This is a genomic window from Mycobacterium venezuelense (genome assembly GCF_054919535.1).
This window is the reverse complement of the sequence record NZ_JBONDW010000002.1, coordinates 47784-72187: the sequence shown is the minus strand read 5'-3', so window position 1 is coordinate 72187 and position 24404 is coordinate 47784. Positions and strand designations below refer to the sequence as shown.

Below are 24404 nucleotides of genomic sequence, written 5' to 3'. Positions count from 1 at the left end.
TATGAACGGCAGATGGCGCACCAAGTCCGTCGAGCAGTCGATAGCTGACACCGATGAACCGTCGACCCGGCTGCGAAAGGATCTGAACTGGTGGGATCTGACCGTTTTCGGGGTATCCGTGGTGATCGGCGCGGGTATTTTCACGATCACCGCGTCGACCGCCGGCAACCTCACCGGACCGGCGATCTCTATCTCGTTCATCATTGCTGCGATCGCGTGCGGTCTCGCCGCCCTTTGTTATGCGGAATTCGCATCGACCGTGCCGGTGGCCGGCAGCGCCTACACGTTCTCCTACGCCACCTTCGGTGAGTTCGTCGCCTGGATCATCGGCTGGGATCTGATCCTCGAGTTCGCGGTCGCCGCGGCGGTCGTGGCCAAGGGCTGGTCGAGCTATCTGGGAACGGTGTTCGGGTTCGGCGGCGGCACCGCGCAGTTCGGGGGCTTGACGCTGGATTGGGGGGCGTTGTTGATCATCGCCTTCGTCACCTACCTGCTGGCGATGGGCACCAAACTGTCCGCGCGCTTCAGCCTGGCCATCACCATCATCAAGGTGTCGGTGGTGCTGCTCGTGGTCGTCGTCGGCGCGTTCTACATCAAGGCGGCCAATTACTCCCCGTTCATACCGCCCGGCGAGGGGGCGGCGGAAGGTGCCGGCGGTGCCGAGCAGTCACTGTTCTCGTTGATGACGGGCGCCGAGGGCAGTCACTACGGCTGGTACGGCGTGCTGGCCGGGGCTTCCATCGTGTTCTTCGCTTTCATCGGGTTCGACATCGTCGCCACCACGGCCGAGGAAACCCGAAACCCGCAACGTGATGTGCCGCGCGGCATCCTCGGCTCGCTGGCGATCGTCACTGTTCTCTACGTCGCGGTGGCGGTCGTGTTGTCCGGGATGGTGTCCTACCTCGACCTCAAGAGCGGCGACGGCTCCTCGGCCAATCTCGCCACGGCATTCGAACTCAACGGCGTGCACTGGGCGGCCAAGGTCATCTCGATCGGCGCTCTCGCGGGTCTCACGACGGTCGTGATCGTGCTGATGCTGGGGCAGACGCGGGTGCTGTTCGCGATGTCGCGCGACGGACTGCTGCCGCGGCAGATGGCGACCACCGGGCCGCACGGGACGCCGGTACGCATCACGGTCATCGTCGGCGTTCTCGTCGCAGTCGCCGCCTCGGTGTTCCCGATGGGCAAGCTCGAGGAGATGGTGAATATCGGCACGCTGTTCGCGTTCGTGCTCGTGTCGGCAGGCGTCATCGTCCTCCGCCGTACCCGCCCGGACCTGCCGCGCGGCTTCCGGGCGCCATGGGTGCCGCTGCTGCCGATCGCCGCGATCGTGGCGTGCGTGTGGTTGATGCTCAACCTGACCGGGGTGACGTGGATCCGGTTCCTCATCTGGATGGCGATCGGCGTCGTCGTGTACGCGCTCTACGGTCGGCGGCATTCGGTATTGGCCAACCGCGACGTGACGACCACCGTCTAGCGGTTTAGCGCCCTTCTCCTGTTGTCGTCGTCGATCCGCGGCGGCCTACCTTGGTTTACAAAGAGGCGCTCTGTGTCTAGACAGACGACATATGCCGTCCTATAGTCAAGTCATTGCAGTGATGGCTCTCACAAAGGAGGCTCGACGTGGTAGCGGAACTCTCAGGCGGCCCGGGTACTTCGGCGGCCCCGCAGTGGCGGGACAAGAAGCGGCATCTGTGGCTTATGGGCCTGATCGCCCCGACCGCGATGTTCGTGATGCTGCCGCTCGTGTGGGCGCTGAACCAGCTCGGCTGGCACATCGCCGCGCAGATCCCGCTCTGGATCGGCCCGATCCTGCTCTACGTACTACTTCCCCTGCTGGACCTGCGGTTCGGCCCGGACGGGCAGAACCCGCCGGACGAGGTCATGGAGCAGCTGGAGAACGACAAGTACTACCGCTACTGCACCTACGTCTACATTCCGTTCCAGTACGCGAGCGTGATCCTGGGCGCCTACCTGTTCACAGCGTCGGACCTGAGCTGGCTCGGCTTCGAGGGCGGTCTGGGCTGGCCGGCCAAGATCGGCATTGCGCTGTCGGTGGGTGTGCTCGGAGGGGTGGGCATCAACACCGCGCACGAGATGGGACACAAGCGTGATTCGCTCGAACGCTGGCTGTCCAAGATCACGCTCGCGCAGACCTGGTACGGCCACTTCTACATCGAACACAACCGCGGGCACCACGTCCGGGTGGCCACTCCGGAGGATCCGGCGTCGGCCCGGTTCGGTGAGACCTTCTGGGAGTTCTTGCCGCGCAGCGTGTTCGGCAGCCTGAAGTCGTCGTGGGAATTGGAGGCGGCGCGGTTGCGCAGGCAGAACAAGTCGCCGTGGCATCCGTCGAACGACGTGCTGAACGCGTGGGCGATGTCGGTGGTGTTCTGGGGTGTGCTCATCGCGATCTTCGGCGTCGGCCTCATCCCGTTCATGGTCATCCAGGCCGTATACGGATTCAGCCTGCTGGAGTCGGTGAACTATCTGGAGCACTACGGCCTGCTGCGGCAGAAGACGCCGAGCGGTCGCTACGAGCGGTGCGCGCCCGTGCACAGCTGGAACTCCGACCATATCGTGACCAACCTGTTCCTGTACCACCTGCAGCGGCACAGCGATCATCACGCGAATCCGACACGCCGGTACCAGACGTTGCGCAGCATTGACGGTGCTCCCAATCTGCCCAGCGGCTACGCCTCGCTGATCGGGCTGACATACCTGCCGCCGCTGTGGCGCAAGGTGATGGACCACCGGGTGCTGGAGCACTACGACGGCGACATCACGCGCGTCAACATCCAGCCGCGGCTGCGCGACAAGGTGCTGGCCCGCTACGGAGCGGCTGGAGCCGCTCGATGAGCGCCTATCGGTGTCCCGGTTGCGGTTACGTGTACGACGAGGCCAAAGGTGCACCGCGCGAAGGCTTTCCGGCCGGAACGCCGTGGGATGACGTGCCCGATGACTGGTGCTGCCCGGACTGCGCGGTGCGGGAGAAGGTCGATTTCGAGAGTGTGGAGGTTTCGCGGTGACTGACTACAAGTTGTACGTATGCGTGCAGTGTGGATTCGAGTACGACGAGGAGAAGGGCTGGCCTGAGGACGGCATCGCCCCGGGCACTCGTTGGGACGACATTCCCGACGATTGGAGCTGCCCCGACTGCGGTGCGGCCAAGTCCGATTTCGAAATGGTGGAGGTCGCCCGGCCGTGACAGCGGCCTGCTCTGCGTTCGGAAGCGATATTGTCGCGCGTGTGAGTCGTCCGCGTGACAAGCAACGCATCCCGTACGCAGAGGCGTCGAGGGTGCTGCTGCGCGATTCGATTCTGGACGGTATGCGGGATCTGCTGCTGACCCGGGACTGGTCGGCGATCACGCTGTCGCACGTGGCCCAGGCCGCAGGCGTCAGCAGGCAGACGATCTACAACGAGTTCGGATCACGCCAGGGCCTGGCCGAGGGATATGCCATGCGGCTGGCCGACCGGCTGGTCGACGCCGTCGACGACGCGATCAACCACAACGTCGGTGACGTGCATGCGGCGTTCCTGGAGGGGTTTCGGTCGTTCTTCATCGAGTCGGCCTCAGACCCGCTCGTGATCTCGCTGCTGACGGGCGCGTCCAAGCCGGATCTTCTGCAGATCATCACGACGGGCAGCGGTCCCATCATCAGCCGGTGCTCGGAACGGCTGACGGGCACGTTCCAGAACAGCTGGATGAAGGCCAGTGACGAGGATGCCGGCGTGCTCGCGCGCGCGATCGTGCGGCTTGCGATGAGCTATGTCTCCATGCCGCCGGAGGCGGATCATGATGTGGCCGGTGACCTGGCCAGACTGATGACACCGTTCGCCGAGCGCTACGGTGTGATCGAAGAGAATTAGAGCCGCCCACCCCGCGAAGCTAATGTGTAACTTAGCTAAGTAATTACGATGCGCGCAGAGTAAGGAATCACATGACGACGACTGAGCAGAAGCTCACGGCAGACGTACGCAACGGCATCGATTACAAGGTCGCAGACCTGTCGTTGGCCGACTTCGGCCGGAAGGAAATCCGGCTGGCCGAGCATGAGATGCCCGGTCTGATGGCACTGCGCCGCGAATACGCAGACGTGGCCCCGCTCAAGGGTGCGCGCGTGTCCGGCTCGCTGCACATGACCGTGCAGACCGCGGTCCTCATCGAGACCTTGGTGGCGCTCGGCGCCGAAGTCCGCTGGGCGTCGTGCAACATCTTCTCCACCCAGGACCACGCTGCCGCCGCCGTCGTCGTCGGCCCGCACGGCACCGTCGACGAGCCCAAGGGCGTGCCGGTGTTCGCGTGGAAGGGCGAGACCCTCGAGGAGTACTGGTGGGCCGCCGAGCAGATGCTCACCTGGGAAGGCGAGCCCGCCAACATGATCCTCGATGACGGCGGTGACGCCACCATGCTCGTGCTGCGCGGTGCGCAGTACGAGAAGGCCGGTGTGGTTCCGCCCGCCGAGGACGACGATCCGGCCGAATGGAAGGTGTTCCTGGCGCTGATTCGCGAGCGCTTCGAATCCGAGAAGGACAAGTGGACGAAGATCGCGGAGTCGGTCAAGGGCGTCACCGAGGAGACCACCACCGGCGTGCTGCGTCTCTACCAGTTCGAAGCCGCGGGTGAGTTGCCGTTCCCGGCGATCAACGTCAACGACTCGGTCACCAAGTCCAAATTCGACAACAAGTACGGCACCCGCCACTCGCTGATCGACGGCATCAACCGCGGCACCGACGTGCTGATCGGTGGCAAGAAGGTGCTGATCTGCGGCTACGGCGACGTCGGCAAGGGCTGCGCGGAGTCGCTGGCCGGGCAGGGCGCCCGCGTGTCGGTCACCGAGATCGATCCGATCAACGCGCTGCAGGCCCTCATGGACGGGTTCGACGTCCGGACCGTCGAGGACGCCATCGGTGAGGCCGACATCGTCATCACGGCGACCGGCAACAAGGACATCATCACCCTCGACCACATGAAGTCCATGAAGGACCAGGCGATCCTGGGCAACATCGGCCACTTCGACAACGAGATCGACATGGCCGCGCTTGAGCGTTCCGGCGCCAAGCGGATCAACATCAAGCCGCAGGTCGACCAGTGGACTTTCGACAGCGGCAAGTCGATCATCGTGCTGTCCGAAGGCCGTCTGCTCAACCTCGGCAACGCGACCGGCCACCCCTCGTTCGTGATGAGCAACAGCTTCTCCAACCAGGTCATCGCCCAGATCGAGCTGTGGACCAAGAACGACGAGTACGACAACGCGGTCTACCGGCTGGCCAAGCACCTCGACGAGAAGGTCGCCCGCATCCACGTCGAGGCTCTCGGCGGTCAGCTGACCAAGCTCACCAAGGAGCAGGCCGAGTACATCAACGTCGACGTCGAAGGGCCCTACAAGCCCGAGCACTACCGCTACTGAGCTAGCTTCACGCGAAGTCCCCGAAACCTGGGTATTGCCCAGCGTTTCGGGGACTTTCGCGTCTGGGCCTACCGATCACTGTGCCGGTCGTCGCCTCGTGCCGGCCGGCCCTCATCAAGTCGCCGGCGTTGTGGCACAACGACATACTTGGGGTCGCGGGTGGACTGCACACCGGCTTCGAACACGCCGAACCGCTGCAGCGCGCTGCCCGCCAACAACGCCGCGCCCGACGCTGCGACCGCCCATCGCCTGCGACCGGACACCATCGCACCGACTGCGCCGCCGACGGTCAGGATCTCCGACCACTGCCGCAACCGGTGAGGTTTGCCGGTCGTGTAGGCCTCGGCGACCAGACCCAGCCGATGCTCCATCGTCCGCGACGCCACCACCTCCAGCGCCGCGCCGGTCACCGCCATCCGCCGGGCCGGGCCGCTCTCGGATACGGGGGCGAGCAGCATCCCCAGACCGGCCCCGCTCGCCGCGGCAGAGCCGGTGAAGACGAACGGCAGATATGGGTGTGCTTCCCGCCACGCCGGAACGGCCGTCTGCGACAACAACACTGCGGTGTAAGACGCAACGCCGGGCGCGACCGCGGCGGCCTCCAGACCCGCCGGACGCGCCGCCCAATTCACCATCCGGCCCAGCCGGGTCCGGCGCAACCGCGCAGGCATCAGTTCCGCGACCGCCGCCACGCCGGCGCCCGGCCCGTACCCGCCGAGAAGCCAGGTCCCCATGCTCATCGGCGAGCTCGGCTTGGCCACCCGCAGCATGTGGTGGAACCGCTCGGGCCTGCCGAGGTCGCCGATGAGGAAATACATGCTGGCCAACAGACTTGCCAGGGCGCCGAGTCGCGACACCTTGCGCAGCCGCGGCCGACCGGTCAGGTCGGCACCGGCGGCCAGCAGTGCCGAACCCGCTGACAGCCCGCCGCTGAACAGGTAGGCCGCGATCATCCAGTTCCATACCGGCGTCTTGAGAATCTGGCGCCCGTAGTACGACCGGAAATCGGCTGGCGCCACGGCCATGTCGTCGTTGCCTCGTCTGCGGTGCCGCGTCTGCGCATGCATGTCCGAAGCGTCGGTGTCGCTGAGCTTTTCCTTCATGAGCGCCCCAGAAACGCCGATACCGCGACGCCCACCAACGCCGAGGCCGCCATCCCCGCATACCGCCACATCGCGCCGGCGTCGCGCGTCGGCACCACCGGGTCGGGCGGCAACCCGTACACCTCGGGCTCGTCGAGCAGCAGGAAGAACGCGCCGTCACCGCCGACCCCGTCGTTGGGATCCTCGCCGTACAGCCGAGCCTCGGTCACGCCGCGCTCGTGCAATTCGGACAACCGGTGAGCGGCCCGCTCCCGCAGCTCGTCGAGCACACCGAACTGGATGGAGTCCGTCGGGCAGGCCTTGGCGCAAGCCGGCTCCAAGCCGTCGTGCAGCCGGTCGTAGCACAGTGTGCACTTCCATGCCCGGCCGTCACCTTCTCTGCGTTCGATGACCCCGTAGGGGCAGCCCGACACGCAATAGCCGCACCCGTTGCAGATGTCTTGTTGCACAACGACAGTGGAGAACTCGGTACGGAACAGTGCTCCGGTCGGGCAGACATCCAGGCACCCGGCGTGCGTGCAGTGTTTGCACACGTCCGATGCCATCAACCAGCGGAAGTCCTGACGGGTATCGGCGCCCATCGCATCGCCCGGGCGTTCGAAACCCGGCATGCCGAGCTCGACGGGCTCGCTTCGGTTGCCGCTCAAGCCTTCTCGCCCATCCGCGGGTTGCTCGATGAATGCCACGTGCCGCCACGAGTTGGCACCCAGGTTGCCCGTGTTGTCGAACGACATGCCGAGCAGGTTGAAGCCGTCTTCGGGCACGCCGTTCCACTCCTTGCACGCGACCTCGCACGCTTTGCATCCGATGCACACCGACGTGTCGGTGAAGAATCCAACGCGCGGTGGATGCTCGTCGTAGCCGGCGTCGCCCGCGGGGTCTGCCAGCGGACCGTAGAAGCTGTTCTCACTCATGGTTTCTCCTCGGTGTGGCCCGGCGAGCGCTTCGTGGTGTCCAGGTGAGTACCCGTCTGCGGGGTGATCTGCGCGCGGTCACGGTAGGCGCGGACGTACTCGAGCAGCTGTGGCCCGCGCGGCCGGCGTCCCGGCTGGATGTCACAGGTCGCGACCTTGCTCTCCTGGATGAACACGTTCGGGTCGGCGACGACACCGAGCAGGTCGTTGACGACGTCGCCGTCGATGAGGCCGGCGTTGCCCCAGTGGTAGGGCATCCAGATCTGGTGCACCATCCGGTTCTCGATTCGCAGCGGGCGCATCCGGCTCGTCACGAACACCCTGGCATCGACCGCTGTTCGGCTCGTGACGACGTGCGCCCAGTCCATGTGCGTCAGACCGCGAAGCTCCGCGAGCTCAGGTGACACCTCGACGAACAGGCCGGGTTGCAGTTCGGATAGGTACGGCAACTGCCGGCTCATCCCGCCCGCCGTGTGATGTTCGGTCAACCGGGCCGCGGTGAACACGAACGGGAACACGTCGCCGTGTGCGTCGGGCCACGACGGGTTCGACGGATTGTCTTCGCGCCCATACACTTTGCGTGCCGGATTGCCCTGCTGCTGATACAGGGCGTTGCGTACCGGGGATTCGTGCGGTTCGTAATGCGTCGGCAGCGGGCCGTCGGCCAGCCCGCTCGGGGCGAACAGCCATGCCTTGCCGTCGGCCTGCATCACGAACGGGTCGTCACCGCGCAGCGCCTCGACGCCGACGGCCCCGGCGCGCGGCCGGTAGTCGGGTGGTTTGGCCCTCTCGAAGTCGGGGACGTCGTAACCCGTCCACTCGCGGGTGTCCGGATCCCACCAGACGAGTTTCTTGCGCTCGCTCCACGGCTTCCCGGCCAGATCGGCCGACGCGCGGTTGTAGAGCACCCGGCGGTTCATCGGCCACGTCCAGCCCCATTCGGCATCGTATGGCCCCTGTTCGGTGTGCGGTTTGCGACGGGCGGCCTGATTGACGTCGTCGGCGTAGACACCGCTGTAGATCCAGCACCCACAGGCCGTACTGCCGTCGGCCTTGAGGGACAGATAGTTGTCGACGGCTCGCCCGGTGGTCAGATCGACGCCGTTGATCCGGCGGAGCACATCTTCACCCGAAGGTTCGTCGCCGTCCAGCACATAGTCCCACCACAGGTCGAGCAGCGGCCGGTCCCGCTGATCGGTGGAACCGGCCAGCTTTTCGCGCAGGATGCGGCCCAGATGGTAGAAGAACCACAGCTCCGAGCGGGCATCGCCCGGCGGCTCGACGGCTTTCTCGCGCCACTGCAGCATGCGCTGGGTCTGGGTGAACGTGCCGGCTTTCTCCACGTGCGATGCGGCCGGGAAGAGGAACACCTCGGTGCGGCACGTCTCCGCACTGATCTCACCGGTCTCGGTTTCCGGACCGTCTTTCCAGAACGTCGCGCTCTCGATCTCGACGAGGTCGCGCACCACCAGCCAATCGAGGTTGGCCATGCCGAGCCGCTGCAACCGTCCGTGGGCGGACCCGACCGCCGGGTTCTGGCCCAGCAGGAAATAGCCGAACACCTTGCCGTCGATCATGTCCATCACGGTGCGGTACGTGCCGTGGTCGCCGTTGATGCGCGGTAGGTAGTCGAAGCAGAAGTCGTTGTCGGCGGTGGCATGCTCACCCCAGTACTCCTTGAGCAACGACACCATGTAGGCATCGGCGTTGTGCCAGAACCCTTTCTGGTTGCGGCTCTTGATGTCGTCGAGGTAGTCGGCGAGCGTCTCCTGGCCGGCGTGCGCCATCGCGAGATAGCCCGGCAGCAGGTTGAACAACGTCGGAACGTCGGTAGAGCCCTGGATGCTGGCGTGCCCGCGCAGGGCGAACACCCCGCCGCCGGGCCGGCCGATGTTGCCCAGCAGCAGCTGGATGATCGCCCCGGCGCGGATGAACTGTGCGCCCATCGTGTGCTGCGTCCAGCCGACGCTGTACACCAGCGCGGTCGTGCGTTCGCGGCCGGAGCTCTCCGTCCACTTGCGCGCGACTTCGAGGAACTGCTCGGCGGGCACGCCGCAGATCCGCTCGACCATCTCCGGCGTGTAGCGGGCGTAGTGCCGTTTGAGGATCTGGTACACACACCGCGGGTGGCGCAGGGTCGGGTCGTTGGGGATGTCACCCGCACCGCCCTCGATCGGCGGACCACCAGAGCCGGACCGCTCCGGTGCGCCGTGCTCTTTGGCTGCCGCGCCGCCCTCGTTGGCGTCGGTGCGCTCGTACTGCCAGGTCGACGGGTCGTATGACGCGGTGGCGTCGTCATAACCCGAGAACAGCCCGTCGAGATCCTCGGCATCGCGGAAGCGTTCGTCGACGATGAACGACGCGTTGGTGTAGGCGGTGACGTATTCGCGGAAGTCCAGGTCATTGGACAGGATGTAGTTGATCACCCCGCCGAGGAACGCGATGTCACTGCCGGCGCGCAGCGGTATGTGGCGGTCGGCCAGCGCGCTCGTGCGGGTGAACCGCGGATCGATGTGGACCACCCCGGTGCCGCGCGCCTTGGCTTCCATCACCCACTGGAAGCCGACCGGATGGGCTTCGGCCATGTTGCTGCCCATGACGACGATGAAGTCGGAGTTGACGAGGTCCTGCTGATAATCCGTCGCCCCGCCGCGACCGAAGGAGGCCCCCAGACCGGGAACCGTTGCGCTGTGTCAAATACGCGCCTGGTTCTCGATCTGCAACGCGCCCAATGCCGTGAACAGCTTTTTGATCAGGTAGTTCTCTTCGTTGTCCAGCGTGGCGCCGCCGAGGCTGGCGATGCCCATGGTTCGGCGCAGCGTGTTGCGGTCGGCGTCGAACTGCTGCCAGCCCTTGTCGCGGGCGTCGAGAACACGCTCGGCGACCATGTGCATCGCGGTGTCGAGGTCGAGTTCCTGCCACTGCGTGGCGTACGGCGCGCGGTAGCGGACCTTCGTCAGCCGCTGCGGACCGGTGACGAGTTGCTTGCTCGCAGATCCCTTGGGACACAAGCGTCCCCGTGAGATCGGACTGTCCGGGTTGCCTTCGATCTGGGTGACCTTGCCGTCTTTGACGTAGACCTTCTGCGCGCATCCGACGGCGCAGAACGGGCAGACTGAGTGCGCTATCTCGTCGGCATCGGCGGTCCGCGGCGTCAGTGTCAGCGAGCGTTTCGACTGGGCGGCCCGGCCGCGGCCCAACCTGTCGGGGCCGGTGAGCTGCCGGTACACCGGCCACGACTCGATCAGCTTCCGGAAGTCCATGGCGTCCTCCTACCCACTTGTCCGCAATCAAACCATCGTCGGCTGGTTGTTGCCTGCGAGTCGGCGTGGTTCGTGGGCGAGCCGTCAGAGCATGTGGCGGGTGCCGTCGTCGCCACGTCGGGTGAAGCTGTGGGCGTCGAGCTGTTCGAGCAGTGGGACCGCGACCCGCCGCGTGGTGTTCAGCGCGCGTTTGGCGTCGGCGACGGTGAACGGCTGCGGGAGGGTCTTGAGAACGTCGACGGCGCGGTCGAATGCGTCCGGACCGAGCACGATGCCCTCGGCGAGCCTCGTCAACCGGCCCACCCGCACCGCCGCGGCAAGTTCCCTGGGGCCCAGCTTCAACTCGGCGAGCTCGTCGGCGTCCGGTGCCCGAAAAGGCGCTGCCGCCAGGCACTTCTGCACAGCTCGCACGGCCTCGTCCACCCGTGGTGGCAGCTGCGCGCCCGGCCGCTGTACGAGCCCGTCCCGCACCTGCAGGCCCGTGCCGGCGAGCAGGGCGGCAACCAGTTCCAACGTGGGCAACCCGACCTGCAAGCGCAAGGTTTCCAGCGGCATACCTGCCGCGACGTCATGCTCGGCGAACCAGCGCGCCACGACCTCGAGCGAGTGCTCGCGGCGCTGCGCCCACCATTGCTCGTCGACCACCCAGTCGCCGATTCGCTCACCTTCGGCCGCAAACCCCATGGCGTACAACTCTTTTGCCGTTGCGCAGACGGGCGGCGCGGCCCGTCCGGCGGCGAGTTCGGCAGCGCGGGCCCCGGCGTCACCGCGTCGGCGTAACGGCGCGGGGCGCACATCGAGCACCTGCACGCCCGCCGCGATCCGGTGCTCACCAGGGTCCCGCAACAGCCCGATATCGCCGATTCGTAAGGGCAGCGGACGCGCCAGTCGCAGCCGCGCGGCGGTATGGTCGAGTGGGCGCACGTGCACCGGCACCGCGGCCGACCCGATGTGCAGCATCAACCGTTGGTGAAGCTTGTCCGCCGACCGCAACACCACGTCGACCTCCGAGGTGTCCAGCCATGCGCCGGGCGTATGCACGGTATGCCCGCGGCCGATGAGGTTCCGGTCGACGCCGCGCAGGTTCACCGCGACCCGTGCCACCCCGCTGACCGTCCTCTCAGCCCGGCCCAGCGACTGCAGGCCGCGTACGGTGACCCGCCCACCGTCGTGTTCGAGCTCGTCGCCTACGCGAATCGTTCCCGCCCCGAGTGTTCCCGTCACCACCGTCCCGGCACCACGCACGGTGAACGACCGGTCGACCCACAACCGCACATCGGCGTCGGGGTCGGGGACAGGCAGCCCGTCGACGAGCGAGATCAGTTCGGTGCGTACCCGATCCAGGTCGGTGCCGATCACCACACGCGCGTCGGGGAACCGTTCCCGCGCCTGCGCCACGGCAGGGGCCGGATCGGCAAGGTCGGCCTTGCTGATCACGACGAGCGTGTGCTCGACGCCGAGTGCCCGCACCGCGGCGAAATGCTCCTGCGACTGCGGCATCCAGCCCTCGGTCGCCGCGACGACGAACATGACCGCCGGAACCGGCCCGACCCCGGCCAGCATGTTGGCGACGAACCGCTCGTGGCCCGGCACGTCGACGAACGCGATGTCGCGGCCGTCGATCGTCGTCCAGGCGAACCCGAGATCGATCGTGAGTCCGCGGCGCTGCTCTTCGGCGAGCCGGTCGGGCCACATGCCGGTGAGCCGCTGCACGAGGGTGGATTTGCCGTGATCGACGTGGCCTGCCGTCGCGATTACGTACATGCCAGCACCGCGTGCACCAAGTTGTCGTCGTCGGCCGGAGCCACCGTCCGCAGATCGAGCAAGCAGCGGCCGTTCTCGAGCCGCCCGACCACTGCCGGGTTGCCCACGCGCAGCGCCGCAGCGTACGACTCGGGCAGGCTCACGGCGGCGCTGGGTAGCGCGACGCCGGGGGCACCACCGCCCCCGACGGCGGCGATGCAGTCCACGGCGCCCGCGCCCGGCAGCCGGGCCGCGAGCCGCGCGGCCCGGACCCGCAGCGTTTCCACGTCGGCGCTCAGCGCCTCGGCGACCGGCGGTGGTGGACCGGTCAGCGTGGCCTCCAGCGCGGCCAGCGTCATCTTGTCCACCCGCAGGGCACGCGCGGCCGGATGCCGACGTATCCGCTCGATCATTTCGGCCCGGCCGAACAGCAGACCCGCCTGCGGGCCACCGAGCAGTTTGTCGCCGGAGGCGGTGACCAGGTCAGCGCCGTCGCCCAGCACAGTCGTCGCGTCCGGTTCGTCGGGCAGGAGCGGGTGCGGGGTCAGCAATCCCGAGCCGATGTCGACCACCAACGGCGCGTCCAGCGTCGCGAGTTCGGCGACCGGAACCGATGACGTGAAGCCGCTCATCGCATAGTTCGACGGATGAACCTTCAGGACGAAGCCGGTGTCGGGCCCGATCGCGTCGGCGTAGTCACGCAGATGGGTGCGGTTGGTGGTGCCGACCTCACGGATGCGGGAGCCGGTTGATTCCATCAACGCCGGAAGGCGGAATCCGTCACCGATCTCGATGAGCTCACCCCGGCTGACGATCATCTCCTTGCCGGGTGCCAGCGTCATCGCGGTCAGCAGCAGCGCGGCCGCATTGTTGTTGACCACATGGACGCCGCCCGCGGTGGGGACGGCCCGCGCCAGGGCGGCCATCGCACCGCGGCCCCGGCGCGCACGACGGCCCGTCCTGAGGTCGAATTCGACGTCGGTGGCGCCGCTCGCCGTCACCACGGCGTCGATCGCCGCGGTCGACAACGGCGCCCGCCCGAGGTTGGTGTGCACGACGACACCCGTGGCGTTGATCACCGGCCGCAGGCTCGAGGCGCTCGACGGCAGTGCCGCGACAGCGAAATCGGCGACGCGGTCGGGAGAGATCTCCCCACTGCGTGCCTTCTGCTGTGCTTCGGCGATCACCGATTTCACCAATGCGCGGCCCAATGTCCGCTCGGCTTCGGCGAGACGCGGATCGGCCAGCAGCGTGTCGGTGCGGGGCACCCGACGGCGAGGGTCGGTCATGTGGCGGGTGGGGGGTGCGGAGCAATATGGCGGAGGCGGACGTGAGGAGCAATATGGCGGAGGCGGACGGGAATCGAACCCGCCAGCGGCAGAAACTGCCGCTCAGCGATTTTGAAGACCGTGCCGGTCACCAGACCGGATACGCCTCCCTGACCCATCGCCCCATCATGACAGGCACCATGGGGTTCATGGCCTACCGACTGACCCAATACGCCCACGGTGGCGGCTGCGCATGCAAGATTCCGCCCGGCGAGTTGGAGGAGGTCGTTCGCGGGCTGACCCACGCGGAACCCCGGGATCCGCTGGGTGAGTTGCTCGTCGGCCTCGATGCCGGCGATGACGCGGCGGCTGTGCGCATCGAGGGTGGGACTGCGCTGATCGCGACGACGGATTTCTTCACACCTGTCGTGGACGATCCGTACGAATGGGGCCGTATTGCCGCCGCCAACGCCCTGTCGGACGTCTACGCCATGGGTGGGCGGCCTGTCGTCGCGGTCAATCTGCTCGGCTGGCCGCGTGAGGTGCTGCCGTTCGAACTGGCAGCTGAAACCTTGCGCGGTGGGCTCGACGTCTGCGGTGCCGCGGGCTGTCACCTCGCCGGTGGACACAGCGTCGATGATCCCGAACCCAAGTACGGCCTGGCTGTCACCGGCATCGCGGACCCGAACCGGTTGCTGCGCAATGACTTCGGCAAGGCCGGTGTCCCGTTGTCACTCACCAAGCCGCTCGGTGTCGGCGTGCTCAACAGCAGGCACAAGAACACCGGGGAGATCTTCCCCCAGGCAATCGAGGTGATGACGACGCTGAACGCCGAAGCCTCGGCTGCGGCCCTCGCAGCCGGCGTCGAATGCGCGACCGACATCACGGGTTTCGGGCTGCTGGGGCATTTGCACAAGCTCGCCCGCGCGAGCGGTGTGAGCGCGGTTGTCGACTCGGCCGCGGTACCTTACCTCGACGGCGCCCGAGAGGCGTTGCGCGACGGCTATGTAAGCGGCGGTACCCGCCGCAACCTCGAGTGGGTGGCCCCGCATGTCGATCTCTCCGCCGTGAGCGAGGACGAGGCGCTGCTGCTGGCGGATGCGCAGACCTCCGGCGGGCTGCTGATCGCGGGAGAGATCCCGGGCGCGCCCGTCATCGGTGAACTCGTGGCCCGCGGTGAACACACCATCGTGGTGCGGTGATCGCCACGGATCGGTGAACGTGGTGGTGCCAAACCTACGATGACTGCGCACTGGTTGATTCGCGGACCGGTCGGCACCGTGGAGGCATGAAGTTCGGTGTCAGCACATTCATAACCGACGAGGGGCTGTCGCCCACGGATCTGGCTCGTGCGCTTGAGGCGCGCGGGTTCGATTCGCTGTTCGTCGCCGAGCACACGCATATCCCGGTCGACGGGCCGCCACCGCCCGACGGCGACTTGCCGCCCCACGATTACTACCGATCCCTCGACCCCTTTGTGGCCCTGGCGGCCGCAGCGGCCGTCACCGAACGGCTGCTGCTAGGAACCGGAATCGCCCTTGTGGTGCAACGTGATCCGATCACCCTCGCGAAAGAGGCGGCCAGCCTCGACCATCTGTCGAATGGCCGGTTCCAGCTCGGCGTGGGTGCGGGTTGGCTCCGTGAGGAAATGCGAAACCATGGTACCGAGCCGCGCACCCGCCTGGCGCTGATGCGTGAGCGCGTACTGGCGATGAAGGAGATCTGGACCGTCGAACAGGCCGAATTCCACGGCGAGTTCGTGGATTTCGGCCCCCTCTACTCCTGGCCGAAACCGCGGCACGTGCCCGTCCTCGTGGGTGGCAACGGACCGACAGTGCTCGATCGGGTCATCGAATACGGGGACGGCTGGGCGCCGAACCTCGTTGGCCCGCCGGAAGAATTGGTGACGCGGGTCAAAGAGCTGCAGCGGCGCGCGGCCGACGCCGGACGTGATCGGATACCCGTCACGCTGATCGGCGCCGACCAACGGGGATATCTCGGGCCCGAACGGCAGGGCGCCATCACGCCACTGGGTGAGCGTGAGCTGGCGATCCTGGCCGACGGCGGCGTCGAGCACTGCGTGTTCTTCCGCGACGCGGGCGCGCCGGAGCGGGATGCGCTGCGCTATCTCGACGAGCTTGCCGAGCTGACAAGGCCGTTCCGCGACTGAGCCGTCATGAGGCGATCGAGCCGGTCAGCGGTGCCGGTTCCCGGCCGCGGGTTGTAGAGCACGAGGTGCCAGCCGGGATGATCGGTGACGGCCAGGGTCGTCTTGTCGAATACGAGCTCGCCGGCCTCGGGGTGGTGCACCGCTTTGATCGCCTGCAGATGCGGGCCGACATCATGCTGCTGCCACAGTTTCTCGAAATCCGGGCTGATGGCGCTCAAGTCCTGGGCGATGCGGCCGAACGCGGAGTCGCCGGGGTAGAGCGCAGCGTCGGCGCGAAAAGCGGCAACGACGCCGGGCGCGGCGGCGGCCCAGTGCACGTACATGTCGCGGTAGTGGCTGTTGGTGAAAAACGTCACGAGGCAGTTGCGGTCGGTCTCGCGATAGCCGAACGCCTGCTGCGTCGCGTCGTTGACCGCAAGGAGGTTCCAGTACCGGTCCTGCAGCATCGCGGGCCGCGGTGACCACGCGTCGATCAGATGACGTAGTTCCGGTGTCACCGCGCTGTCACGCACGCCCGCGGCAGGCGGCGGATTGGTTCCGGCCAGGGCGTACAGATGGGCCCGCTCGGACTCGGTGAGCCGCAGCGCCGTGCTGATGGCGTCGAGCACGCTCGACGAAACGGTGATGTCTCGGCCCTGTTCGAGCCACGTGTACCACGACGTCCCGACCCCGGCGAGCAACGCGACCTCCTCACGCCGCAGACCCGGGGTCCGGCGGCGTCCGCCATCCACGAGACCGACGTCGGCCGGCTTGAGCCGGGCCCGGCGGGTACGCAGGAAATCACTGAGCTGCTCGCGCCTCATATGGCGATGGTAGGAGCGTTCTGCGCGCGGACCGGAACCTCAGCCTGGTGGTGTGAGTCCCCGGATGAGGCGTCCGTAGGGGCGCGTCGGGCCGGATAGGATCCTGATGAGCGATTGACGGGGGTTCGAATGGCGGAGGATGCGGTCATCCAGGAGTTAGCTGCCGCCGTCGAGCGCAGCCCCGAGCTCGCCGAGTTGCGCCTGCACCTGGCCACCCTGCTGGTGGAGCGGCAGCGGTATGCCGAAGCCCTCGCGCACTGCAGCGCGGTGCTGGCTCAAGATGCGGCGAACGCGCGCGCGGTGGCCCTTCTGCAACAGTGCACCGCGGGCCTCGCCGGTGCGCCCGCGCCTGCTGCTCCAGCCGATGCCGCCCGGGCGTTCGATTGGTCGGCGGCCGAGGAACAGGTGGCCGACATCGTGAAGCCCGCGTTCGTCGAGGAACCGGCCGAGGCGGTCAACGAGGACGACTTCGACGCCGTTCAATCCAGCACCGTGCGGCTGTCGGACATCGCCGGGATGGCAGACGTGAAGACTCAGCTGGAACTGTCACTGCTTGGGCCGATCCGCAATCCCGAGTTGATGAAGGCCTACAAGGTTTCGGCTCGCGGCGGTCTGCTGCTCTACGGCCCGCCCGGGTGCGGCAAAACCTTCATCGCCAAGGCAGTCTCCGGCGAGTTGGGCGCGAACTTCTATCAAGTGGGCATCGCCGATGTGCTCAGCCGCTGGCTCGGCGAGAGCGAGCGCGCCATCCGATCGGTGTTCGACACCGCGCGCCGCAAGGCGCCCTGCGTGCTGTTCTTCGACGAGGTGGACGCGCTCGGGCACCGCCGGTCGGCACTCGGTGGGAACTCGGGTCTGCGGTCGGTTGTGAACGCGCTGCTCGAAGAGATGGACTCGGCCACGTCGACCAATGACGGGGTTTATGTCCTCGGCGCCACGAACGCGCCTTGGGACGTCGATCCGGCGCTGCGTCGGCCCGGGCGATTCGATCGCATGATCTTCGTTCCGCTACCGGACGCCGATGCGCGTGCGGCGATCGTCCGATTACACCTGCAGGACCGGCCGGTCGAGGGCATCAACCTGGCGGCGGTCGTCAAACGCACCGACGGCTTCTCAGGCGCCGATCTGGCCCACATATGCGACAGTGCAACGCAATTGGCGATGGCAGACTCAATGCGCACCGGGCAGGTGCGGCCGGTCCAGATGCGGGACGTCGAGACGGCGCTCGCACAGATTCGTCCGTCGGCGGGTGCCTGGTTCGACACCGCCCGCAACGTCGTGGAGTTCGGCAATCGGGACGGCTCCTACGACGAACTGGCAAAATACCTGCGGCACAAAAAGATCCGGTGACCTCGACAACCGACGGCGCTGGGTTCATCGCCCAGGCATACCTGGACTCCGGCAACTATGCGCGCGCCGAGGAGGTGCTGCGGTCGGCGCTGACCGAAGATCCCAACAACGTCGACCTCCTCGCCGGCTTGGCGCGCGCCAAGATCGGGCAGAAGGACTACTACGCCGCGGCCTTTGCGGCCCATTCCGCACTGGCCGGCGCACCGGACAGCGAGTACGCCAAGCGTCTGTATGCGTTGGCCCTGCAAGGGCAAGGGCGAATGCCCGAGGCGCTGTGGATGGCGTGGAAGAGCGTCAGCGAACACCCCAATGTCTATCTCGCGCACTACATCTACGCGAGCATGCTGTTCTCCGCGGGCCATGCACAGCAGGCGCTGGTGGCGGCCAACGAGGCGCTGCGTTTGAACCCGTCGTCAGCCGACTGCTGGGTGTTGCGCGGCGACATCTACCGATCGATGTGGGGATTCGCCGCGGCCGAGGCCGACTATCACGAGGCGATCCGCTTGGAACCCGACCACGCGTCCGCGGTGAACAACCTGGCAGTCAGCCGATTACGTCGCGGGAAGACGGGTATGGCGCTGCGCGGGTTCCTCGGTGCCGGCCAGCTCGACCCGGGACTGGGGGAGTTGGCCCGCCGAAATGTCGGGGTGGCGCTCACCGGGGTGCTGCGGTGGTCGACGGCATCGGTCGTGTTCCTGGCCGTCGCGTTGATCGCGGCGGCGGCCATGCACGAGGAGGGCCGATCCACCGTTCTGCCAAGGTTTTTCGCCGGAGCGCTGACGGTCGGATTCATCGGCGTGCTCGTATGGATCTTCCGCAGGGTGCCGTGGCCCGCGCTGCGGGCAGTGCTGCGCGAACGGTTCCTGCTTGTCCTCCGGTTGCTGTTCGTCTTTTTCGCGGTGCTCGCCGGCCTGGCCATGACGGCGGTGGGGTCGACTCCGTTCACCGATGTCCTCGGGGCATTGCTGCTTCCTGGCATTGTGGGTCTGACGGTCCTCGGCTGGCTGACCGGGCAATAGCGATGCCGTCAACACGAGGGGGTTGAAGAGGTTGAGGACGATCACCATCGCGTTCGATATCGACGGAACGCTGCGCGACAACACCGTCACGGACGCCTACGTCGCCAACGAACGCATCCGTACGCTGCTGATCACGCTGGCCGGCATGAAGAACACGCGCATCATGGTCTGGTCGGGCGGCGGTGAGGGCTACGCGCGCCGGGCCGCCGATGCGATGGGCATCGTGAAGTACGTCGACGTCTACGCCGACAAGGGATACGGCGGCTACGACGCCGAAGGCCGTCCGATCTTCCACACCGATCTGTTGCCCGACATCGCGTTCGACGACATCGAGGAATGCGAGTTGGGCACCCTGAATCTCATCGTCGACGAGAAGGGATTCACGCCGGGCTACGTGCCGCCGGGCGATCGTGGGGGCCGAACGTGAACAAGATCGCGAGAATTTTCGGGAAACCCGCGATCTTCTTCACGCCGGGCATCCGCCCGTCCGCACCAATTACGCTGCCCGTGTGCTCATCGCGATCGAGGGCGTCGACGGCGCCGGCAAACGCACACTGACCAACGGCCTGCGGGCCGCGTTCGAGTCCGCGCACCAGTCGGTCGGCAGCCTGGCGTTCCCGCGCTATCACCATTCGGTACCCGCCGACCTCGCGGCCGAGGCGCTGCACGGGGCTCACGGAGATCTCGCCGAGTCGGTGCATGCGATGGCTGTCCTGTTCGCGCTCGACCGGGCCGGCGCGCGCGAGGAGATCGAACACCTGCAGGCCGCCTATGACGTCGTCATCCTGGACCGCTACGTCGCGTCCAACGCCGCCTACAGTGCGGCCAGGTTGCACCAGGGCGCCGACGGCGAGGTGGTCGAGTGGGTCCGCGAACTCGAATTCGACCGGCTCAAGCTACCCGCGCCGGACTGGCAGGTGCTGCTCGACGTGCCGACCGAGCTGGCAGCTGAGCGGGCCGAACACCGGGCCAACACCGAGGCCGACCGCGCCAAGGACGCCTACGAGCGCGACGGCGGTCTGCAGCGGCGCACCGGGGAGGTCTATGCCGCCCTCGCTGCCGCCAATTGGTGCGGACTATGGGCCGTCGCGGGCCCTGACGTGGATCCGGCGGCCCTGGCAGGTCAGTTAAGCAGCGGATAAAGGCGAGACACCCCGCGTGTGGTAGCCCAGTTTTATCGCGAACTGGTGACACCATGGACTCCATGAGGCAAAGGATCCTTGTCGTCGATGACGACCCATCGCTGGCCGAGATGCTCACCATCGTGCTGCGCGGTGAGGGGTTCGACACGGCGGTCATCGGCGACGGCAGCCAGGCGCTCACCGCGGTCCGCGAACTGCGGCCCGATCTGGTGTTGCTGGACCTGATGCTGCCCGGCATGAACGGCATCGACGTGTGCCGCGTGCTGCGCGCCGATTCGGGTGTCCCGATCGTCATGCTCACGGCCAAGACCGACACCGTCGATGTGGTGCTCGGCCTGGAGTCCGGCGCCGACGACTACGTCATGAAGCCGTTCAAGCCCAAGGAACTCGTCGCGCGGGTGCGCGCCCGGCTGCGGCGCAACGAGGACGAGCCCGCCGAGTTGCTGTCGATCAGCGACGTCGAGATCGACGTGCCTGCTCACAAGGTGACCCGGCAGGGCGAGCAGATTTCGCTGACACCGCTCGAGTTCGACCTGTTGGTGGCGCTGGCACGTAAACCGCGTCAGGTGTTTACTCGTGATGTGCTGCTCGAACAGGTGTGGGGATATCGCCACCCCGCCGACACCCGTTTGGTGAACGTGCATGTCCAGCGGTTGCGGGCGAAGGTTGAGAAAGACCCGGAGAACCCGCAGGTGGTACTGACCGTTCGAGGAGTGGGATACAAGGCCGGACCCCCGTGATCTCACCGCTCGCGGTGGCCGTGACATTCACCGCTCGGCGGTGGCCGTGATCTTCGGCCCCAGACGGCGCCGCTGGGGAGGCTCCGGCCCACTTTTGCGCGGATTGGGGACGCTGGGTAGAGCCCTCAGTCTGGTGTGGCGTCGCTCGCTGCAACTACGTGTGGTGACGCTGACGCTCGGGCTTTCCCTTGCGGTCATCATGGTCCTCGGCTTTGTGCTGACCAGCCAGATCACCGACCGGATCCTCGAAGTCAAGGTCCGGGCCGCCACCGAGGAGGTCGAGCGCGCCCGCAATACCGTCAGCGGCATCGTCGGCGGCGAGGAATCCCGGTCACTCGACAGCAGCCTGCAGCTGGCGCGCAACACGCTCATCGACCGCAAGGCCGACGCGCGCGCCGATCTGGCCGGTGCGTTCGACGCGGTACTCGTGGTGCCGGGCGACGGCCCGCGAGCTGCGACCGCCGCGGGACCCATCCAGCAGGTGCCCAACGCGCTGCGTGACTTCGTCAAGGCCGGACAGGTCAGTTATCAGTACGCCACGGTCCACACCGACGGGTTCTCCGGTCCGGCGTTGATCGTCGGCAGCCCGACGTCGTCGTCGGTGCCGAACCTCGAGCTCTATCTGATCTTCCCGCTCAACAACGAGGAGAGCACCATCTCACTCGTGCGGGGCACGATGCTCACCGGCGGCGTGGTGCTGCTCGGTCTGCTCGCCGCCATAGCGCTCGTGGTGGCCCGGCAGATCGTGCAGCCGGTCCGCTCGGCATCGCGGATCGCCGAGCGGTTCGCCGAAGGCCACCTGACCGAACGCATGCCGGTACGCGGCGAGGACGACATGGCGCGGCTGGCGGTGTCGTTCAACGACATGGCCGAAAGCCTCTCGCGCCAGATCCAACAACTCGAAGAGTTCGGAAATCTGCAGCGGCGCTTCACCTCTGACGTCAGTCACGAGCTCCGCACACCGCTGACCACGGTGCGCATGGCCGCCGACCTGATCCACGACCACAGCGAGGACCTCGATCCGGCGCTGCGCCGCTCCACCGAGTTGATGGTGAACGAGCTCGACCGGTTCGAGACGCTGCTCGCCGACCTGCTGGAGATCTCGCGCCACGACGCCGGTGTCGCCGAACTCTCGGTCGAATCGGTGGACCTGCGTTCGACGGTCCAGAGCGCGTTGGACAACGTCGGTCACCTGGCCGCCGACGCCGAGGTCGAACTCGACGTCGACATGCCCGGCCACGAAGTCATCGCCGAGGTCGATCCGCGCCGGGTGGAACGGATTCTGCGCAATCTCATCGCCAACGCGATCGACCACGCCGAACGCAAACCGGTGCGGATCCGGATGGCCGCCGACGAGGACACCGTCGCGGTGACCGTCCGCGACTTCGGGGTCGGATTGCGCCCCGGCGAAGAGAAATTGGTGTTCAGCCGGTTCTGGCGCTCCGACCCGTCGCGGGTCCGCCGTTCCGGTGGCACCGGTCTGGGCCTGGCCATCAGCATCGAAGACGCCCGTCTGCACCAGGGCCGGCTGGAGGCGTGGGGCGAACCGGGCAAGGGCGCGTGCTTCCGCCTGACCCTGCCGCTGGTCCGGGGCCACAAGGTCACCACCAGTCCGTTGCCGCTCAAACCGGTTGCGCCGCAACGGGGCACCCGGCGACGTGCCACCAGGGACCGGGAGCCAGCGGAGGAGAGCGTGTGAAGCGCCTGCTGACGGTGTTGATCGTCGGCCTTGTAGTACTGACGTCCGGTTGCGCGGGGATCCCCAGTTCGTCGTCCCCGCAGGCGATCGGCACGGTCGACCGGCCCGCGCCACCGAGCCTGCCCAAACCGTCGCCGGAAATGGACCCCGACGTCCTGCTGCGCGAATTCCTCAAAGCCACCGCCGATCCCGCCAACCGTCACCTGGCGGCGCGGCAGTTCCTCACCGAATCGGCATCGAGTACGTGGGACGACGCAGGCAGCGCGTTGCTGATCGACCGCGTGGTGTTCGTCGAGACCAGGGGTTCGGATCGGGTCTCGGTGAGCATGCGCGCCGACATCCTCGGCTCGCTTTCGGACATGGGCGTGTTCGAGACGGGGGAGGGCGCGCTGCCCGATCCCGGACCCATCGAGCTCGTCAAGACCTCGGGCGGCTGGCGCATCGACCGGCTGCCTAACGGGGTTTTCCTTGACTGGCAACAGTTTCAGGCCACCTACAAACGCAACACGCTCTACTTCGTCGACCCCACGGGAACCACCGTCGTCCCCGATCCGCGGTACGTGGCGGTGTCCGACCCCGACCAGTTGGCCACCGAGCTGATCTCGAAACTGGTCGCCGGGCCGCGCCCGGAGATGGCCAAATCCGTCCGCAACCTGCTCGACGCGCCGTTGAAGCTGCGCGGGCCGGTCACCCGGGCCGACGGCGGTAAGACCGGCGTGGGACGCGGATACGGCGGGGCCCGCATCGACCTCGAAAACCTGTCGACCACCGATCCGCACAGCCGACAATTGCTTGCCGCACAGATCATCTGGACGCTGTCGCGCGCCGGGATCGCCGGGCCTTATGTGATCAACGCCGACGGTGCCCCGCTCGACGACCGGTTCGCCGAGGGCTGGGAGACCTCCGATGTGGCCGCGACCGATCCCGGTGCGGCGCCGGGCGCGGCGGCCGGGTTGCACGCACTCGTGAACGGCTCGCTGGTGTCGCTCGACGGGCAGCGCGCACCGCGGGTGCCCGGCTCGTTCGGGCAGGCGCCCCATCAGGTTTCGGCCGCGGTATCGCGCAACGGCCAGGACGCCGCGTCGGTGGTGGTGCTGCCGCCCGGCGCGCCCGACGCCACCGCCACACTGTGGATCGGACCGCTCGGCGGCGGCGCGGTGCAAGCCATGGAGGGACGCGCGCTGTCGCGGCCCAGCTGGTCGCTCGACCAGGCGGTGTGGGTCGTCGTCGACGGCATCAACGTGGTCAGGGCGATCCGGGACGCGTCCGGGGCGCCTGCCCGGATCCCGGTCGACGCCGCCGCGGTGTCGACGCGCTATCCGGGCCCCATCACCGAATTGCAGCTGTCGCGCGACGGCACCCGCGCCGCGATGGTGATCGCAGGGCAGGTGATCCTGGCCGGCGTCGAGCAGACCCAGGACGGCCGGTTCCTGTTGACCTATCCGCGCCGCCTCGGCTTCGGTCTCGGCGACACCGCGGTGTCGCTGTCGTGGCGCACCGGGGACGACATCGTCGTCAGCCGCACCGATCCGCAGCACCCGGTGTCCTACGTCAACCTCGACGGCGTGAATTCCGATGGGCCGAGCCGCAATCTGTTGATGCCCGTCACCACCGTGGCCGCCAACCCCTCGACGGTGTATGTCGCCGACCAACGTGGCGTACTGCAGCTCTCCGCTTCGGCCGCCGAGGACAACCCCGGCTGGGTCGAGGTGCGACCGCTCATGATGGCCGGGTCGATCCCGGTGCTGCCCGGCTGACCCGCGAAAAGGCAGGCCC

The 24404-nt window shown here is 67.2% G+C and carries 21 protein-coding genes and 1 tRNA gene; 15 read left to right on the top strand and 7 right to left on the bottom strand.

Translation table 11 applies throughout. The features are described 5' to 3' along the window. Nucleotide 1 precedes the first annotated feature (1 nt). The 6 genes from ACRCUN_RS02975 (at nt 2) to ahcY (ending at nt 5414) form a co-directional block, all read left to right on the top strand. Nucleotides 2–1477: an amino acid permease gene (locus ACRCUN_RS02975; RefSeq protein ID WP_462140566.1), complete on the top strand. Its 1476-nt coding sequence runs from the start codon at nt 2–4 to the stop codon at nt 1475–1477. Between the two features lie 224 nt (nt 1478–1701). Further along, nucleotides 1702–2859: an alkane 1-monooxygenase gene (locus ACRCUN_RS02970; RefSeq protein ID WP_462140565.1), complete on the top strand. Its 1158-nt coding sequence runs from the start codon at nt 1702–1704 to the stop codon at nt 2857–2859. Then, the gene (locus tag ACRCUN_RS02965) at nt 2856–3029 is read left to right on the top strand and encodes a rubredoxin (RefSeq protein WP_085147138.1); all 174 of its coding nucleotides are present in this window, start codon (nt 2856–2858) and stop codon (nt 3027–3029) included. The genes ACRCUN_RS02970 and ACRCUN_RS02965 overlap by 4 nt, the downstream gene beginning before the upstream one ends. Continuing rightward, on the top strand, nt 3026–3208 hold the full coding sequence (locus tag ACRCUN_RS02960) for a rubredoxin (protein ID WP_462140178.1): 183 nt from the start codon (nt 3026–3028) through the stop codon (nt 3206–3208). The genes ACRCUN_RS02965 and ACRCUN_RS02960 overlap by 4 nt, the downstream gene beginning before the upstream one ends. Before the next feature lie 122 nt (nt 3209–3330). Further along, nucleotides 3331–3873, top strand: a complete 543-nt coding sequence (locus tag ACRCUN_RS02955) for a TetR/AcrR family transcriptional regulator (protein ID WP_462140564.1) — start codon at nt 3331–3333, stop codon at nt 3871–3873. A 71-nt stretch (nt 3874–3944) separates the two neighbouring features. Next, nucleotides 3945–5414, top strand: a complete 1470-nt coding sequence (gene ahcY, locus ACRCUN_RS02950) for an adenosylhomocysteinase (RefSeq protein WP_462140177.1) — start codon at nt 3945–3947, stop codon at nt 5412–5414. A gap of 68 nt (nt 5415–5482) precedes the next feature. Here the strand turns inward: ahcY and nrfD are convergent, their stop codons facing one another. The 6 genes from nrfD to ACRCUN_RS02920 form a co-directional block, all read right to left on the bottom strand. Further along, nucleotides 5483–6481, bottom strand: a complete 999-nt coding sequence (gene nrfD, locus ACRCUN_RS02945; RefSeq protein WP_462140563.1) for an NrfD/PsrC family molybdoenzyme membrane anchor subunit — start codon at nt 6479–6481, stop codon at nt 5483–5485. Between the two features lie 32 nt (nt 6482–6513). Then, nucleotides 6514–7431, bottom strand: a complete 918-nt coding sequence (locus ACRCUN_RS02940) for a 4Fe-4S dicluster domain-containing protein (protein WP_462140176.1) — start codon at nt 7429–7431, stop codon at nt 6514–6516. Beyond that, complete coding sequence (gene fdh, locus ACRCUN_RS02935; protein WP_462140175.1) at nt 7428–10694, bottom strand: formate dehydrogenase; 3267 nt, start codon at nt 10692–10694, stop codon at nt 7428–7430. The genes ACRCUN_RS02940 and fdh overlap by 4 nt, the downstream gene beginning before the upstream one ends. 84 nt (nt 10695–10778) lie before the next feature. Next, nucleotides 10779–12458 (bottom strand): SelB domain-containing protein, encoded by a 1680-nt coding sequence (locus ACRCUN_RS02930; protein ID WP_462140174.1) that lies wholly within the window; start codon nt 12456–12458, stop codon nt 10779–10781. Beyond that, the gene (selA, locus tag ACRCUN_RS02925; RefSeq protein ID WP_462140173.1) at nt 12449–13726 is read right to left on the bottom strand and encodes an L-seryl-tRNA(Sec) selenium transferase; all 1278 of its coding nucleotides are present in this window, start codon (nt 13724–13726) and stop codon (nt 12449–12451) included. The genes ACRCUN_RS02930 and selA overlap by 10 nt, the downstream gene beginning before the upstream one ends. A 54-nt stretch (nt 13727–13780) precedes the next feature. Next, nucleotides 13781–13875, bottom strand: a tRNA-Sec gene (locus ACRCUN_RS02920). Nucleotides 13876–13914: 39 nt separating this feature from the next. Here ACRCUN_RS02920 and selD point away from each other — a divergent pair. Continuing rightward, complete coding sequence (gene selD / locus ACRCUN_RS02915) at nt 13915–14907, top strand: selenide, water dikinase SelD (RefSeq protein ID WP_462140172.1); 993 nt, start codon at nt 13915–13917, stop codon at nt 14905–14907. Between the two features lie 86 nt (nt 14908–14993). Then, nucleotides 14994–15875 carry an LLM class F420-dependent oxidoreductase gene (locus ACRCUN_RS02910; protein WP_462140171.1) on the top strand — a complete coding sequence of 294 codons (882 nt, stop codon included), beginning with the start codon at nt 14994–14996 and terminating at the stop codon, nt 15873–15875. Here the strand turns inward: ACRCUN_RS02910 and ACRCUN_RS02905 are convergent. Then, a complete protein-coding gene (locus tag ACRCUN_RS02905) occupies nt 15830–16678 on the bottom strand; it encodes a helix-turn-helix transcriptional regulator (RefSeq protein ID WP_462140170.1) in 849 nt (282 codons plus the stop codon). The genes ACRCUN_RS02910 and ACRCUN_RS02905 overlap by 46 nt on opposite strands. Nucleotides 16679–16807: 129 nt before the next feature. Between ACRCUN_RS02905 and ACRCUN_RS02900 the strand changes: the two genes are divergently transcribed. The 7 genes from ACRCUN_RS02900 to lpqB all read left to right on the top strand — a co-directional run bounded on the left by ACRCUN_RS02900 (nt 16808) and on the right by lpqB (nt 24385). Continuing rightward, the gene (locus tag ACRCUN_RS02900) at nt 16808–18028 is read left to right on the top strand and encodes an AAA family ATPase (RefSeq protein ID WP_462140169.1); all 1221 of its coding nucleotides are present in this window, start codon (nt 16808–16810) and stop codon (nt 18026–18028) included. Beyond that, on the top strand, nt 18025–19047 hold the full coding sequence (locus ACRCUN_RS02895; RefSeq protein WP_462140168.1) for a tetratricopeptide repeat protein: 1023 nt from the start codon (nt 18025–18027) through the stop codon (nt 19045–19047). The genes ACRCUN_RS02900 and ACRCUN_RS02895 overlap by 4 nt, the downstream gene beginning before the upstream one ends. Nucleotides 19048–19078: 31 nt before the next feature. Further along, on the top strand, nt 19079–19474 hold the full coding sequence (locus tag ACRCUN_RS02890; protein WP_462140167.1) for a hypothetical protein: 396 nt from the start codon (nt 19079–19081) through the stop codon (nt 19472–19474). A gap of 82 nt (nt 19475–19556) precedes the next feature. Then, nucleotides 19557–20189 (top strand): dTMP kinase, encoded by a 633-nt coding sequence (locus tag ACRCUN_RS02885; protein WP_462140166.1) that lies wholly within the window; start codon nt 19557–19559, stop codon nt 20187–20189. A gap of 53 nt (nt 20190–20242) precedes the next feature. Further along, the gene (gene mtrA / locus ACRCUN_RS02880) at nt 20243–20929 is read left to right on the top strand and encodes a two-component system response regulator MtrA (RefSeq protein ID WP_029373661.1); all 687 of its coding nucleotides are present in this window, start codon (nt 20243–20245) and stop codon (nt 20927–20929) included. Between the two features lie 46 nt (nt 20930–20975). Continuing rightward, nucleotides 20976–22628: an MtrAB system histidine kinase MtrB gene (mtrB, locus tag ACRCUN_RS02875; RefSeq protein ID WP_462140562.1), complete on the top strand. Its 1653-nt coding sequence runs from the start codon at nt 20976–20978 to the stop codon at nt 22626–22628. Further along, nucleotides 22625–24385: an MtrAB system accessory lipoprotein LpqB gene (lpqB, locus tag ACRCUN_RS02870; RefSeq protein ID WP_462140165.1), complete on the top strand. Its 1761-nt coding sequence runs from the start codon at nt 22625–22627 to the stop codon at nt 24383–24385. Before mtrB ends, lpqB begins: the two co-directional genes overlap by 4 nt. Nucleotides 24386–24404: the final 19 nt, after the last annotated feature.

What these genes read in the sequence shown, in the direction of transcription:
- ACRCUN_RS02955 (WP_462140564.1), top strand. Translation starts at nt 3,331, where the DNA reads ATGCGGGATCTGCTGCTGACCCGGGACTGGTCGGCGATCACGCTGTCG.
- selD (WP_462140172.1), top strand. Translation starts at nt 13,915, where the DNA reads ATGGCCTACCGACTGACCCAATACGCCCACGGTGGCGGCTGCGCATGC.
- ACRCUN_RS02905 (WP_462140170.1), bottom strand. Translation starts at nt 16,678, where the DNA reads ATGAGGCGCGAGCAGCTCAGTGATTTCCTGCGTACCCGCCGGGCCCGG.
- ACRCUN_RS02910 (WP_462140171.1), top strand. Translation starts at nt 14,994, where the DNA reads ATGAAGTTCGGTGTCAGCACATTCATAACCGACGAGGGGCTGTCGCCC.
- ACRCUN_RS02930 (WP_462140174.1), bottom strand. Translation starts at nt 12,458, where the DNA reads ATGTACGTAATCGCGACGGCAGGCCACGTCGATCACGGCAAATCCACC.
- ACRCUN_RS02970 (WP_462140565.1), top strand. Translation starts at nt 1,702, where the DNA reads ATGGGCCTGATCGCCCCGACCGCGATGTTCGTGATGCTGCCGCTCGTG.
- ahcY (WP_462140177.1), top strand. Translation starts at nt 3,945, where the DNA reads ATGACGACGACTGAGCAGAAGCTCACGGCAGACGTACGCAACGGCATC.
- mtrA (WP_029373661.1), top strand. Translation starts at nt 20,243, where the DNA reads ATGGACTCCATGAGGCAAAGGATCCTTGTCGTCGATGACGACCCATCG.
- selA (WP_462140173.1), bottom strand. Translation starts at nt 13,726, where the DNA reads ATGACCGACCCTCGCCGTCGGGTGCCCCGCACCGACACGCTGCTGGCC.
- ACRCUN_RS02975 (WP_462140566.1), top strand. Translation starts at nt 2, where the DNA reads ATGAACGGCAGATGGCGCACCAAGTCCGTCGAGCAGTCGATAGCTGAC.
- ACRCUN_RS02900 (WP_462140169.1), top strand. Translation starts at nt 16,808, where the DNA reads ATGGCGGAGGATGCGGTCATCCAGGAGTTAGCTGCCGCCGTCGAGCGC.
- ACRCUN_RS02940 (WP_462140176.1), bottom strand. Translation starts at nt 7,431, where the DNA reads ATGAGTGAGAACAGCTTCTACGGTCCGCTGGCAGACCCCGCGGGCGAC.
- ACRCUN_RS02965 (WP_085147138.1), top strand. Translation starts at nt 2,856, where the DNA reads ATGAGCGCCTATCGGTGTCCCGGTTGCGGTTACGTGTACGACGAGGCC.
- nrfD (WP_462140563.1), bottom strand. Translation starts at nt 6,481, where the DNA reads ATGCATGCGCAGACGCGGCACCGCAGACGAGGCAACGACGACATGGCC.